General features: G+C 73.6%; 11 protein-coding genes. 3 read left to right on the top strand and 8 right to left on the bottom strand.

What is annotated here, in order from left to right; genetic code table 11:
• Positions 1-74: 74 nt before the first annotated feature.
• Positions 75-2,456, top strand: a complete 2,382-nt coding sequence (afsK, locus tag DCW30_RS22960) for a protein serine/threonine kinase AfsK (RefSeq protein WP_119271264.1) — start codon at positions 75-77, stop codon at positions 2,454-2,456.
• 21 nt (positions 2,457-2,477) lie between these two features.
• Here afsK and DCW30_RS22965 read toward each other — a convergent pair whose 3' ends face one another.
• The 3 genes from DCW30_RS22965 to DCW30_RS22975 all read right to left on the bottom strand — a co-directional run bounded on the left by DCW30_RS22965 (position 2,478) and on the right by DCW30_RS22975 (position 4,950).
• Positions 2,478-3,263 carry an enoyl-CoA hydratase/isomerase family protein gene (locus DCW30_RS22965; RefSeq protein ID WP_232626733.1) on the bottom strand — a complete coding sequence of 262 codons (786 nt, stop codon included), beginning with the start codon at positions 3,261-3,263 and terminating at the stop codon, positions 2,478-2,480.
• Positions 3,260-3,715: a Zn-ribbon domain-containing OB-fold protein gene (locus DCW30_RS22970; protein ID WP_076685619.1), complete on the bottom strand. Its 456-nt coding sequence runs from the start codon at positions 3,713-3,715 to the stop codon at positions 3,260-3,262. The genes DCW30_RS22965 and DCW30_RS22970 overlap by 4 nt, the downstream gene beginning before the upstream one ends.
• 83 nt (positions 3,716-3,798) lie before the next feature.
• Positions 3,799-4,950, bottom strand: coding sequence for a lipid-transfer protein (locus tag DCW30_RS22975; RefSeq protein WP_076689182.1), 1,152 nt, complete (start codon positions 4,948-4,950; stop codon positions 3,799-3,801).
• Positions 4,951-5,084: 134 nt separating this feature from the next.
• On the opposite strand from DCW30_RS22975, the gene DCW30_RS22980 reads away from it, so the two are divergent.
• Positions 5,085-6,686: a FadD3 family acyl-CoA ligase gene (locus DCW30_RS22980; protein WP_076685620.1), complete on the top strand. Its 1,602-nt coding sequence runs from the start codon at positions 5,085-5,087 to the stop codon at positions 6,684-6,686.
• 37 nt (positions 6,687-6,723) lie between these two features.
• On the opposite strand, the gene DCW30_RS22985 is transcribed toward DCW30_RS22980, so the two are convergent.
• The 5 genes from DCW30_RS22985 to afsR all read right to left on the bottom strand — a co-directional run bounded on the left by DCW30_RS22985 (position 6,724) and on the right by afsR (position 12,054).
• Positions 6,724-7,119 carry a VOC family protein gene (locus DCW30_RS22985; RefSeq protein ID WP_062783629.1) on the bottom strand — a complete coding sequence of 132 codons (396 nt, stop codon included), beginning with the start codon at positions 7,117-7,119 and terminating at the stop codon, positions 6,724-6,726.
• 106 nt (positions 7,120-7,225) lie between these two features.
• Positions 7,226-7,849: a hypothetical protein gene (locus DCW30_RS22990; RefSeq protein ID WP_076689184.1), complete on the bottom strand. Its 624-nt coding sequence runs from the start codon at positions 7,847-7,849 to the stop codon at positions 7,226-7,228.
• Between the two features lie 455 nt (positions 7,850-8,304).
• Complete coding sequence (locus DCW30_RS22995; protein ID WP_076685621.1) at positions 8,305-8,505, bottom strand: hypothetical protein; 201 nt, start codon at positions 8,503-8,505, stop codon at positions 8,305-8,307.
• Positions 8,506-8,693: 188 nt separating this feature from the next.
• Entirely contained in the window at positions 8,694-8,870 is a 177-nt protein-coding gene (locus DCW30_RS23000) for a sigma-like protein (protein WP_103557461.1), read from the bottom strand.
• 211 nt (positions 8,871-9,081) lie between these two features.
• Positions 9,082-12,054 carry an SARP-family global regulator AfsR gene (afsR, locus tag DCW30_RS23005; RefSeq protein ID WP_076685622.1) on the bottom strand — a complete coding sequence of 991 codons (2,973 nt, stop codon included), beginning with the start codon at positions 12,052-12,054 and terminating at the stop codon, positions 9,082-9,084.
• A 365-nt stretch (positions 12,055-12,419) separates the two neighbouring features.
• Here afsR and DCW30_RS23010 point away from each other — a divergent pair, with 365 nt between their 5' ends.
• Positions 12,420-13,649, top strand: coding sequence for an amidohydrolase family protein (locus tag DCW30_RS23010; protein WP_076685623.1), 1,230 nt, complete (start codon positions 12,420-12,422; stop codon positions 13,647-13,649).
• Positions 13,650-14,167: the final 518 nt, after the last annotated feature.

Raw genomic sequence — 14,167 nt, forward strand, 5'->3', positions numbered from 1 at the left:
GGAGAGGCTCGGTGGTGAGACGCTGCACGGGGCCGCCCGTTTCGGTGGCCGCGTACGGGGAGGTGGCAGGGCAAGTGGTGGATCAGCTGACGCAGCACGATCCGAGGCGGATCGGCCCGTTCGAGGTCCTCGGCAGGCTGGGCGCCGGTGGCATGGGCCTGGTCTATCTGGCGCGCTCGGCGTCGGGCCGACGCGTGGCGATCAAGACGGTGCGGACCGAGCTCGCCGAGGACCAGCTGTTCCGCGTCCGCTTCACGCGCGAGGTCGAGGCCGCGCGCGCGGTGTCCGGTTTCTACACGGCCGCCGTCGTGGACGCCGACCCGCGCGCCGCCGTGCCCTGGCTCGCCACGGCGTATGTGCCCGCGCCCTCGCTCGAAGAGATAGTGAATGAACACGGGCCGCTGCCCACCCAGGCGGTGCGGTGGCTGGCGGCGGGCGTGGCCGAGGCGCTGGAGTCCATCCACGGCGCCGGGCTCGTCCACCGTGACCTCAAGCCGTCCAATGTCCTCGTCGTCGAGGACGGGCCGCGCGTCATCGACTTCGGCATCGCGTCCGGCGTCTCCAACACCCGGCTGACCATGACCAACGTCGCCGTCGGCACGCCCGCGTACATGTCGCCCGAGCAGGCCAAGGACTCCCGCAGCGTCACCGGGGCCAGCGACGTCTTCTCGCTCGGCTCGACCCTGGTCTTCGCCGCGACCGGGCATGCGCCCTTCCACGGCGCCAACCCCGTCGAGACGGTCTTCATGCTCCTGCGTGAGGGCCCCGACCTGGAAGGACTCCCGGACGACCTCCGTCCGCTGATCGAGTCCTGCATGCAGATGGACGCCACCAGACGGCCGTCGCCCGCCGACCTCCAGGCTCAGCTCGCCCCGCACCTCTTCGCCTCCGAGAGCGCGGGCAACGACGACAGCGGCACCGCCTCCGCCTGGCTGCCCGAGCGGGCCGTCGAGCTGATCGAGGCCCGCAGGGGCGGCAGGCCGCCGGCCAGGGTCCCGGCCGCCGCGGGCCGCAGCACCGGCCGGGCCGCCGCGCCCGCCGCCTCCGTCATCGCGCCGCCACCCCCGCAGCAGCCGCCGCCCGCGCCGTCCCGGCCGCCGGTCGTGCCCTCGCCCGACGGCGGCCCCGTGCGGCTCCCCGGCGCGAAGGTGCCGATCGGCCCGGGGCCGCGGGTCACCGCGCGCCCGTCCATCGGGCCGGGTGACTCCGGGCTCGCCGCCTCCTGGACGCGGACCTCCGGACCGAAGGCCGCGACGAACGGCGTCGCGCCCGCCGTGCCCGCACCCGCGCCCGCGCCGGACGCCGCGGGCACGGCGTGGCGGCCGTGGCGCTTCCGGATGTCCAACGACGTCTGGGGCACACCCGCCGTCGCGGGGAACCTCGTCTACGTCACCTCCTTCGAGGTGCACGCCCTCGACGTCGGCACCGGCCGCCGCAGCTTCAAGACGCGGGACGTCGCCTGGTCCATGGCGGTCGCCGACGGCCGCATCCACGCCTCCGACGGGCCCACGCTCTACGCCCTCGACGGCGCCGAGGGCACCGACCTGTGGCGGCTGCCGACCGATGCCTGGGTGTACTCGCTCCAGGCCGCCCGCGGCACGGTCGTCACCGGCACCCGGGGCGGCGGCGTCCAGGCCTGGGAGGCCGCCAACGGCGAGAAGCTCTGGGAGATCACCGGGGCCCAGACCGACTTCGAGACGCCCGAGGCCGGGCCCGCCGTCTTCGACGGCACGGTGTACGTCTGGAAGGACGCCCGGCTGCGCGCCCTGGAGGCCAGGACCGGTGAGGAGCGCTGGTCCTATCCCGTGGGCGACGCCGCCTCCTGCGGCGGTGTGCCGGTCCGGGTCACCCAGGCGCAGGACGGTTACGCGTACGTGGCCGCCGGCACCCGCGTGCTCGCCATCGACGTGGCCGCCGGGCACGTGCGCTGGCACTTCGAGGCGCCCGCCGCCTTCCTCTGCCCGCCCGCCTTCGCCCCCGGCCCCGCCGTCACGGGCGGCGGCGTCTACCTCGCCGACTACCTCGGCACGGTGTACGCGCTCGACGCCACCGACGGGCGCGACCGCTGGCGCATCGCCACCGAGGCCCGCTCCTCCGTCGAGCCCGTCCTCGTCGCCGACGGCCATGTGCACGTGGGCAGCGGCAAGGGGCTCTACACCCTGGACGCGGTGACCGGCACCCCGAAGTGGCGCTTCCAGGCGGGCGGCGAAGTCGTCGGCGCCCCCGTGGTCGCCGACCGCCGCATCCACTTCGGCTCCACCGACCACCTCCTCTACACCCTGAAGGCCGACGACGGCCGCCTCCGCTGGAAGCTGGCCACGGGCGGCGAGATCACCGGCGCGCCCGTCGTCAGGGACGGCGTGGTGTACGCGTGCAGCAAGGACCGCTGCGTGTACGCGCTGGACGCGGAGCGGGGCACCGGGACAGCGGCCGGCGGAGGCGCAGGGCGCTCCTGACCTGCCGGGTGGGCGGGAAAGTCACCGCACCCGGTGGTCCCCGCCCCGCCGCCCGCCGAACAGCTCCGCCTGCCGCTCCTGCGGCGCGTTGCCCAGCGTGACCAGGTGCGGCGCCTGGGCGAGGGAGGCGGCCAGGGAGGACTCCCGCGTCGTCCACAGCGACCGGACCGTCCCCTGCACCGCCTGGGTGGGGCAGGAGGCGATGGTCTCGGCGGCGCGCACGGCCGCCGCGCGCGCCCCGCCGGGCGGGGTGACCTCCGAGACGAGACCCACCTCGTACGCCCGCCGCGCGGAAATCCGCTCGGCGGCCCCCATCAGCGCCATCCGGGCGGCCTCCCCGTACGGCATGCGGCGCGCCATGTACATCGACTCGTACGCGCTGACCATCCCGTACGTGGTGTGCGGGTCGAAGAACGTCGCGTCCTCCGCGGCGATCAGGAACTCCGCCTCGCCGAGGAGGTAGAAAGCGCCGCCGCACGCCATGCCGTTGACGGCGGCGATCACCGGCTTCCAGAGGTCGTTCGCCTTCGGGCCGATCGCGGCGAGCGGATCGTCCACCGTGTACGGGGAGGAGGGCTGCGGCACCTCCACCGAGCGGTCGATCCCCGTGCAGAACGCCCGGTCGCCCGCGCCGGTCACCACCACCGCCCGCACGGAGTCGTCGTGGCGGAACGTCCGCCACGCGCGCGTGAGCTGCGCCGCCGTCTCCAGGTCGATCGCGTTGTGCCGCTCCGGACGGTCGAGGGTCAGCACGGCCACCCCCGTCCCGGCGTCCACACTGGTGCGCAGCGCGCCGCCCCCCGTCACGGCCGCTCCAGCATCCAGCGGGGCACGGCCATCCCGTCCACGTCCGCGAAGACGACCTGCACCTTCACGCCGATGCGCAGCCGCTCCGGGGCGACGGAGTCCAGTGGGGCGTCGGGGGCGGCGACGAGGTTGCCGGCCAGACGGACGCGGGGGGCCTCGGCGAGCTCGACGACGACGGCGTTGTACGGGGCCTGCGCGGCGTAGGCGGGCAGCAGGGGCGGATGCGGGAAGACGTACGACCAGATGCGGCCGCGGCCGCTCATCCTCCGCCACTCGGTGTCGAAGGACCGGCAGTGGGGGCAGCAGGGCCTGGGCGGCCAGCGGAGCGCGGCGCAGGCCGCGCAGGCCTGGACGCGCAGTTCGCCTCGGGCGGCGTAGTCCCAGAAGGGGGCGCCGTCCTCGTCGACCGTGGGGCGTAGCAGGGGCTCTGGTGGCGGTGTCGCGTCTGCCATGTCCTGTCCTTTGCCGGGTGCCGGGTCTGTTGTGGTTGTTCGCGCCACGCGGCGGAGCCGCGTATGGACACAGCCCCGCGCCCCTAATCGGCCCGGAGCAGCAGGGCCGATGTGGGGACCCCCTCGCCCGCCGTCACCAGGCAGGTGGACGCGTCCGGGACCTGGGCCGTGCTCGTGCCCCTGAGCTGCTGGACGCCCTCCGTGATGAGGTTGAAGCCGTGGACGTAGGCCTCGCTGAGGCCGCCGCCGCCCGTGTTGAGGGGGAGGCGGCCGCCGCTCTCCAGGGCGCCGCCCTCGGTGAAGGCGCCGCCCTCGCCCCGGCCGCAGAAGCCGTAGCCCTCCAGGGAGAGCGGGATGAGCGGGGTGAACGCGTCGTAGATCTGCGCGACGTCCACGTCCTGCGGGCCGAAGTCGGCCTGTTTCCAGAGCTGGCGGGCGGCCGTCCAGGAGGGCCCGGAGAGCGGGTCGTCGTTCCAGTAGTTGACCATTCCGTGGTGCTGCGCGGGCAGGCCCTGCGCGGCCGAGTGGACGTACACGGGCCTGCTGCGGCAGTCGCGCGCCCGCTCGGCGGAGACGACGACGCAGGCCAGCGCCCCGTCGGTCTCCAGGCAGTTGTCGAAAAGGCAGAGCGGTTCGCTGATCCAGCGCGAGTTCATGTACATGTCGCGGGTCAGGGGGCGCTCGTACATCATCGCGGCCGGGTTCTGGTTGGCCCGGTTGCGGCAGGCGAGGGCGACGTTGAAGAGGTGGTCGCGGGTCACGCCGTACTCGTGCATGTAGCGGCGCGTCAGCATCGCGATCTCGTCGGCGGGGCGCAGCAGGCCGAAGGGCCGCGTCCACTGGGCGGGGGTCGGGAGCTGGACGGCGGTGTTCGTCCAGGGGCGGGGGCCGCTGCCGCGCTTGCGGGAGCGCCAGGCGACGCCGACGCTCGCCTGTCCGGTGGCGATGGCGGCGGCGAGGTGGGCGACGGTCGCGCAGGAACCGCCGCCGCCGTAGCCGACCTTGCTGAAGAAGGTGACGTCTCCGGCGCCGATGGCCTTGGCGACCTCGACCTCGTCGGTCTCCTCCATCGTGTACGAGGCGAAGGCGTCGACCTCGGAGGGTGCGATGCCGGCGTCGTCGAGCGCGGCGAGGATGGCGCGGCAGGCCAGCGTCTTCTCGGGTTCCGCCAGGCGTTTGGCGAAGGGGGTCCGGCCGATCCCGGCTATCGCTGTGGCGTCCTTGAGTGAGGCCATGGGCGGCGGCACCTCCGCGAGATCCATCTCGTCTGCTGACAGTGCGTCAGGTTAGCGTTAATCTGACGGGTAGTCAGCAACGGTGCGTCCCTTGCTCCGAAGTGCGCGGGAGCTCGGGGGAGCGGAGGCTTGCGATGCGCGGCGACCTGGAGTGGGGCAGCGTCCCGGGACTGGTGCGGGCCGCCGCCGAGCGGTACGGCGACCGCGAGGCGGTCGTCGAGGGGCGCACCCGCGTCTCGTACGGCGAACTGGGCGCCCGCGTGGAGCGGGCCGCCGCGGCGTGCCTGGCGAACGGCGTCGGGCCCGGCGACCGCGTCGCCGTCTGGGCCCCGAACACCCTCGACTGGATCGTCTCCGCGCTCGGCGCGGTCTCGGCGGGCGGCGTCCTCGTGCCGCTGAACACCCGCTTCAAGGGGACGGAGGCCGCCTACGTCCTCGCCCGCAGCCGCGCCAAGCTCCTCTTCGTCACCGGCGCCTTCCTCGGCACGTCGTACGTGGCGTCGCTGCGCCGCGCGGCGGCCGAGGGGCCGGGAGCGGGCCCCCTGCCCGGCCTGCCCCACCTGGAGCAGGTGGTGGTGCTCTCGGACGACGCCCCGGAGGACTTCCGCACCTGGAAGGAGTTCCTGGCGAGCGGCGACCCGGTGGACGCGGCGGCGGTCCGTGCCCGCGCGGCGGCGGTCGACGGCTCGGCGCCCTCGGACATCATCTTCACCTCCGGCACGACGGGGCGTCCCAAGGGCGCCGTCATCAGCCACGCCCAGACCCTGCGCTGCTACGACGTCTGGAGCGAGCTGGCCGGGCTCCGCGCGGGCGACCGCTACCTGATCGTGAACCCGTTCTTCCACACCTTCGGCTACAAGGCCGGCGTCATCGCCTGCCTCACACGCGGCGCGACGATGATCCCGCAGCCGGTCTTCGACGTGGACACCGTCCTCGCGAACGTCGCCGCCGAACGCGTCTCCGTCCTGCCGGGCCCGCCCACCCTGCACCAGTCGATCCTCGACCACCCGTCGCGCGGCCGGCACGACCTCTCCGCGCTGCGGCTCGTGGTGACGGGCGCGGCGGTGGTGCCGCTCCGGCTCGTCGAGCGGCTCCGCGGGGAGCTGCGGGTGGACACGGTCCTCACCGCGTACGGGCTCTCCGAGGCGAGCGGCATCGTGACGATGTGCCGCCGCGGCGACCCGGCCGACGTCATCGCGCGGACCTCGGGCCGGGCCATCCCCGGCACGGAGGTACGGGTGGTCTCCGCCCGGGGCGAGCCGCTTCCACCCGGCCGGCCCGGCGAGGTCCTGGTCCGCGGCCACCACGTCATGCGCGGCTACTTCGAGGACCCCGAGGAGACCGCCCGCGCCCTCACCCCGGACGGCTGGCTGCGCACCGGCGACGTGGGAGTCCTCGACGAGGACGGCAACCTCCGCATCACCGACCGCATCAAGGACATGTTCATCGTCGGCGGCTTCAACGCCTACCCCGCCGAGATAGAGCAGCTGCTCGGCCTCCACCCCGACGTGGCGGACGTCGCCGTGATCGGCGTGCCCGACGCGCGGCTGGGCGAGGTCGGCAGGGCGTACGTCGTGCGCCGCCCCGGCGCGGCGGTGACGGCGGACGACCTGATCGCCTGGGCGCGGCGGGAGATGGCGAACTACAAGGTGCCGAGGGCCGTCGAGTTCGTCGCCGGACTCCCGAGGAACGCGAGCGGCAAGGTGGTGAAGGGGGAGCTGCGGGCGGGGCGCTGAGGCGCTGTGCGGCGGCCTCCGCGTCCGGGCCGCGTGCTCAGGCGCCGGCGGCCTCGACGAAGGCCTCGCGCTCGGCGGCGCTGCGCTCCACGCAGAACTCGTTGCCCTCCGGGTCGGTGAGCGTGACCCAGCCGCGGCCGTCGGGCCGCCGCTGGTCGTCGTGGACCTTGGCCCCGAGCGTGAGCAGCCGCTCCACCTCCTCGTCGCGGGTGCGGTCCTGCGGCTGGAGGTCGACGTGCACGCGGTTCTTGACGGTCTTGGCGTCCGGCACGGTCACGAAGAGCAGCGATATCCCGTCCGCCTCGACCAGCGCTTCGGGGTCACCGGGCCGGTCGTCGTCGGTGATCGAACCGCCGAGCACCTCGGCCCAGAAGGTGCCCTGACGGTAGGCGTCGTGGCAGTCGAACGTGAGGTGGCGCACGAGAGAGGTCATGGGCGGCACTATCGACTGCCGGGGTGGCGGCTGTCCACGGCAATTCCGGGGCTGGCCGGGGCGGTCCGGGCCGTCTGCGGGAGGGCCATGGCTGCCGGGGGCCGGGTCAGTGGCCGGTGAGCGGTTCCATGCAGCCGGACTCCATGAACCGCCCGCCCGTCTTGACCTCGTAGTTCGTCTTCTGGATGAAGCCGGTGACGCACGCGCCGTCCCCCACGTGCAGACCGATGAGGGCTCCCTCCGGGGTCACGTACCGCTTCTCCTCGTACCGCCCGTACATCTCCCGCACCTCCAGCGTGCCGCCGAGCGGCCTGCCCGCGCCGCTCGTCCTCCGGGCCTCGTACCCGAGCTTGCCGGTGAGCTCGGCGCGCACGCTGTCGGGGTCCCACTCCTTCCGCTCCCAGAGCCGCTTCAGGACGGGCCGGATACGGGCGGCCTCGCCCTCGGCGGCCTTCTCGTCGGCGGCGGACATCTCGCCGGGGCGGCGGTAGGCGTTGTTCTCGCGGTTGTGCGGGGCTCCGTCGACGACTCCGGGTTCCACGTAGGGGGAGGCGCCGGGGGAGGCCGTGGCGGGGGACGGCTTGCTGGGCGGCACGTCGTCGCTGGTGCCGACGGCCGAGCCGGGACGCCCTTCGTCACCGCAGCCGGTGAGGGGCAGGAGGAGGGCGCCGAGAAGGAGGGCGCAGGCGGCGGCATGACGTGGGTGCCGGTCGCGTGGTGAGGTGACCATGCGGACGACTCTGCCACGGAGAACGGCGACCATGGCGGCAACCGCTGGTCCCACTCCGCAACGGTCGCACGATGTCACCCGAACCACCGCGCTCCGGGCCGTTCGCACCTCCGTTCCTTGCCGCGTCCCGGGCCTTGTCCGGGTTGTCCACAGGGTTCCCCGCGACCGGCCGATCTGCGGCAGCCTGGGGGCATGGGACGCATGGGGGAAGCACAGGGGGCGTGCGGGCCGGGGGAGCCGTTGCGGGCCCTGGCGGCGGCGGGGTGCTGCTGAGCCGCTGGGCGCTGCGGGCCGGAACTTCTGTGCAGCCGGCTGGACGGTCCGACCCCGCCGGAGCCGCCCGCCGGACGCCGTCGCCGCGTACGCGGAGGAGGGGCGCGGGCTGAACCCGGTGCGGATGTGCTCCGACGGGCGGGGGGTGGTGCGAGCCGGTGGCGGCCCGGCGAGCCGAGCCGTCAGCGCTGAGGGGGAACCGGGGTGTGGCCGTCACCCAGCGGGGTGGTGGGTGCGTGGCTGTCCCCCAGCGGCGCCACCGGGGTGTGACCGTCCCACGGGGGAGCCGGGGCGTGGCTGCCGGCGACGGCCGGAAGCGCGGAGGCGCCCACGGCGAGCGCCACCATGGCGACGGTGGTGCATATCTTCTGGGTGCGTTTCATGACGGCTCCTGGGGAGGGGTGGATGGGTGATGCCACATGACCCTAATGACGGGTCAGCTGAACGTTCGATTCCGTTAAGTGCCGGGCGTGGCGCGGCAGTTGCGCGCCACCCGGACATGCGTCGGCCGCGACGGCTCCCCCTCCGCGCCGCCGCGGCCGATCGATCCCCCGTCGGGATGTAAGGCTCGTCAGTCCTTGGGCGGGGCGGGCGTGTGGCCCTCGCCCAGCGTGGTGACGGCTCCGTCCTTGGGCGGGGCCGGCGTGTGGCCCTCGCCCTGCGTGGTGACGGCTCCGTCCTTGGGCGGGGCGGGCGTGTGGCCCTCACCCATGGTGGTGATGCCGGTGTTCTTGTCGATCTCGCTCATGTGTGACAACTCCTCGGGTCCAGGCGGTGTGCTTGCGTCTGCCGGGGTACGCCCGCTCGGCAACTCCCCCGAGTACCGCCGAGCGGGCGTGATGGGCCGCTCACCTTATCCGTAGGGCCCCTGCGACCCGCCTGCCCCCCGATGCGACGGATCGACTCCATGAGAGTGGCAGCTGCTCATAAACGTTCGATGAACGCCGCCGGGGCGGAGTTCAGGCCGTCGACGGGTCGAGGAGATTCCTGACCTGGACCGCTTCCGGAGCGCCTGATTCCTCGTGGATGGCGAGGGCCTCACGCCAGCAGGCCCTCGCCCGGTCCAGCTGGCCAAGGCCGACCAGCGTCTTCCCGAGGAGCATCAGGACGTTGGCCCGCATCCACTCGCCACCGACGCAGCCGATGGCGAGCGCCTGCTCGGCGTGCAGGGCCGCCTGCGCGGCCTGCCCGTCCGCGAGGTACACCTCGGCGACGCGGTAGTGGGTGGTCCCCTGCCACAGCCGCTGCCGGTTCTCGGCGAAGATCTGCACCGCGTCGTTCAACTGGTCGAGGGCCTCGGAGTGCCGGCCCGCGTCGCTGAGGGCCAGCCCGAGGGCGTACTTCGCGTTGGCCAGGCGGAACGTCACCCCCAGGTCGGTGTATATGGCGATCCCCTGCTGAGCCAGGTCGATCGAGGTGCTGGTGCTGCCCATCGCCAGAAGGGCCCGGGACAGGTTGCACAGGGCACTGGCCTCGCTGTGGCGGTTGCCGTCGGCGCGGAAGACGTCGATCGCCTCGCGCAGATGGCCCTCGCTCACCGCGGGCCGGCTGATGCAGTTGTTGATGATGCCCTGTTCGTTGAGAGCGTTGCCGGTGGCCCAGGGGTCCCCCGAGTCCGCGGCGAGCACCGTGGCGAGCTCCAGCTCGGCGGCGGCGTCCTCGAATCGGCCGACCTTGTTGAGCACCTGCGCCAGGGTCACCCGGGCCCGTCCCTCGGCGAGGGAGTCCCGCGCCGTGGCCGCCGCCTCGCACGCCGAACGCGTGGCGATCTCGTACCGGTAGGAGATCGCGCCCGATTCCGCGAGGTCCTTCGACGCGAGGAGCAGGTCCACCGCCCGCCGCAGACCGTCGCTGCCCAGCGACTGCTGGACGCAGGCCAGGATGCAGGCGGCCTCCGTGTGCAGCCAGTCGAAGGCGGCGGTGCTGTCGCTGAAGTCGAGGCCGGCCCGCGCGGTGACCTCCAGGTGATCGACCGTGCGGTCGCCGGGGCGCTCTATCGCGTAGACCCGCGCCGCCGAGGCCAGGTAGAAGTCGAGGAGGCGGGACATCGCCGCCTCGCGTTCGCTCGGGGGCTGTTCGTCGCGGTCGGCGCAGGCACGCGCGTAGAGCCGGACCAGGTCGTGGTAGCGGTAGCGGCCGGGGGCGGCGGATTCGATGAGGGACGTGTCGACCAGGGCCTCCAGCAGGTCCTCGGCCTCCTCGGGCGGGAGGTCGAGGATGGCCGCGGCGGCCGCCAGGGACAGATCGGGGCCGTCCGCGAGGCCCAGCAGGCGGAAGGCGCGGGCCTGGGCGGGCTCCAGCTGGCCGTAGCCGAGTTCGAAGGTGGCCTTGACCGCGAGGTCGCCGGCCTGGAGTTCGTCCAGGCGGCGGCGTTCGTCCGCCAGCTTCACCGCGAGCGTCGAGACCGTCCAGGTGCGGCGGGCCGCCAGGCGGGAGGCCGCGATGCGGATGGCCAGGGGCAGGAAGCCGCAGGCCGCGACGGTGTCGAGGGCGGCCTTGCGCTCGGAGGTGACCCGCTCCTCGCCGACGATGCGGGTGAACAGGAGCAGGGCCTCCTCGGGGGACATCACGTCCAGGTCGACGAGGTGCGCGCCCGCGAGGTCGACCATGCGGACGCGGCTGGTCACCAGGGCCGCGCAGCCCTCCATGCCGGGCAGGAGGGGGCGTACCTGGGCGGCGTCGCGGGCGTTGTCGAGGAGGACGAGGACCCTTCGGCCGTCGAGGACGGATCTGTAGAGGGCCGCCCGCTCCTCCAGGGAGTCGGGGACGGCCGAGTCCGGGGTGCCGAGGGCGCGCAGGAAGGCCCCGAGGACCGTCTCCGGCTCCGCGGCGCGCGCGCCCGCGCCCTGGAGGTCCACGTACAGCTGGCCGTCGGGGAAGTGCGCGCGGGCCACGTGCGCGACGTGCACGGCGAGGGTCGTCTTGCCGACGCCGCCGATGCCCGCCAGGGCCGAGACCGCCATGACCCGCCCCTCGGCGGAGGAGAGGATGTCGCTCAGCTCGTCGACGAAGGAGGCCCGTCCGGTGAAGTCGGGGACGGTCGCGGGGAGCTGGGCCGGGCGCACGACGGCCGTGGCCGGTTCGGCGGCGGCCGCGGACGGTTCCGCCAGGGCCGGGTCGGCCTGGAGGATGCGCTGCTGGAGCTCCTTGAGACCCGGCCTCGGGTCCACGCCGAGTTCGTCGGCGAGGAGGCGGCGCGTGTCCGCGTAGACGGCGAGGGCCTCGGCCTGCCTGCCGCTGCGGTACAGGGCCAGCATCAGCAGTTCGCGCAGGCGCTCGCGCAAGGGGTGGGCGGCCGTGAGGGCCGTCAGCTCCGACACGGCCTCCGCATGGCAGCCCTGCTCCAGGTCCATGTCGAGGCGGGTCTCGATCAGTTGCAGTCGCCACTCCTCCAGGCGGGTGCGCTGGGTGTCGGCGTAGGGGCCCGGCACGCCGGCCAGGGGTTCGCCGTGCCACAGGGCGAGCGCCCGGTTGACCAGGGTGCGGGCCTGGCACAGGTCGCCCGCGCCGCGGGACTTCTCCGCCGCCGCCCACAGGTCCTCCGCCGCGGCGAGGTCGAGAGCGCCGTCCGCGACCTGGACGGAGTAGCCCCCGGATTCGCTGACGAGAACGCCGGCGGGCAACACCTTGCGCAGCCGCGAGGCATACGTGCGTACCGCCGCCAGTGCCTGCGAAGGTGGTTCCTCGCCCCAGAGGGCGTCGATCAGCTCCGAGGCCGTGGCCGTGCGGCCCTCGCGGAGCAGGAGGGCCGCGAGGAGGGCCCGCTGCTGCGGAGAACCGGTCGGAAGCTGTTCCTCACCGTGCCATGCGCGCACCGGTCCGAGCACGCTGAAACGTGACGCCTGGACCTCGGGGTGCCCCTCGGCCCGCTCCTCGGGGGCGTCCCCCGAGGCCGGACGCCACTGCTCCGGTACTCGCGGTACATCGACCATCGCTCCCCCTGCCGCCCTGCCGTTCCCAGTCCTGCCGGTCGCGGGCTGCCCGTCCCGCGGTCTTGCCGTTATGAGGTCGCCTCGGTGGGGCCAAGGCGGCGCGCCGGGCCCGCCTCAGCCGTACCTCGGTTTCTCGCACCCGCCAGTTTGCCTTGTCCGCGGCGGATGCGTCAGCCGTGGGAGACGGCTCTCACAGGGTCCTCGCACGGAGTTGCCGGCGGGACACCGGTCGTGTGCCGGTTCGGGAAGTGACTCCGGTAGCGGTTCCGGTACGGGTTTCGGCTCCTCGTACGGGTGGTCCTGCGGGCCGCGCCCGGGGAGCTGACGGGGCGTCAGATGGGCGCTACCTTGGACGTATGGAGACCATGGAGAGCTCGGAGACCTTCCCGAAGATCATCTCGGTGGACGACCACACGGTCGAACCTCCGCACGTCTGGCGGGACCGGCTCCCGTCGAAGTACCGCGACATCGGCCCCCGAGTCGTCCGCGCGCCCCTGAAAGAAATGACGTTCCTCGGCGGGAAGTTCGCTCCGGTCATGGGGGAGAAAGGGGACGAAGGGCCCATCGGGGACTGGTGGGTGTACGAGGACCTGCACCGCCCGCTGACCCGGCTCGACACGGCCGTCGGGTACGGCAGGGACGAGATCAAGCTGGAGGTCATCACCTACGAGCAGATGCGGCCGGGGTCCTTCAGCGTGCCCGACCGGCTCGCCGACATGGACGTCAACCACGTCCAGTCCGCCGTCTGCTTCCCCACCTTCCCGCGCTTCTGCGGCCAGACCTTCACCGAGGCCCGGGACCGCGAGCTGGGACTGCTGGGGGTGCGCGCGTACAACGACTGGATGGTCGAGGAGTGGTGCGGGCCCGATGCGGGGGGCCGCCTCATCCCGCTGACCCTCATCCCGCTGTGGGACGCGGAGCTGGCCGCCGCCGAGGTGCGGCGCAACGCCGCGCGCGGGGTGCGGGCGGTCGCCTTCTCCGAGATTCCCCCGCATCTGGGACTGCCGTCCATCCACACCGACGCGTGGGACCCCTTCCTCGCGGCGTGCGACGAGACGGGGACGGTCATCGCCATGCACATCGGCTCGTCCAGCAGGATGCCGTCCACGTCGGCGGACGCGCCGCCGGCCGTCGGCTCCACGATCACCTTCGCGAACTGCTGCTTCTCGATGGTGGACTGGCTGATGAGCGGCAAGTTCGAACGGTTCCCGGGGCTGAAGATCATGTATGCCGAGGGGCAGATCGGGTGGATTCCCTACATCCTGGAGCGGGCGGACGTGGTGTGGGAGGAGAACCGGGGCTGGGGCGGGGTCGCGGACAAGGTGCACCGGCCGCCGTCGGAGCTGTTCGCCTCGCATGTCCACGGGTGCTTCTTCGACGACGCCTTCGGGCTGCGGAACCTGGATTCCATCGGGGTCGGGAACGTGTTGTACGAGACGGACTACCCGCACTCGGACTCCACGTGGCCGAAGTCCCGGGAGGTCGGCGAGGCCCAGATGGGTCACCTCGATCCCGAGGTGGTCTCCCGCATCGTGCGCGGCAACGCGATCACCCTCCTGGGCCTCTCGGAGGCGGGCCTCTGGCCGGGCCCGTGACCGGGTCTGGCGGGGGCGCCCCGGGGTGCGTCACGCCCCCGGAAGCCTCCGAGGCGAGACCCCACCGCAGCCGGGCGGCGACCCCTGCCCCCCCCGAGGCCCCGCCCCGCCCCGCAGGACCACAGACCCGCCGCTTCGCGACGGATGCCTCCGACCCGCCTGCCCGTTCACCGCGGCGGATGAGGCGACGGAGGGGCGGGGCTAGCTCGCCGGGGTGGGATAAGGCGGGCTCCGTTAGGCCCCACAGACCCGCCGCTTCGCGACGGATGCCTCTGCCCCACCCGCCCGTTCACCGCGGCGGATGAGGCGACGCAGGGGCGGGTTTCGGCTCCCTGGGGTGCGCGGGTTCCGTCCCGCTTCGGCGGAAGGCGCGGGTAGGGGCACGGCGAGCCCCCATGTTGGGGCGGGCGTGGGACGGCGGGAGGGGACGTGGGGGTATGTGCGAGCGCAGCACAGTGGTTCCGCGTAGGCCCGCGCAGGTGGCCGGGCGCCAAGGCCAAGATGGCGAGCACGCACAT

It is taken from the genome of Streptomyces alfalfae, from assembly GCF_004127445.1.
GTDB lineage: Bacteria > Actinomycetota > Actinomycetes > Streptomycetales > Streptomycetaceae > Streptomyces > Streptomyces alfalfae.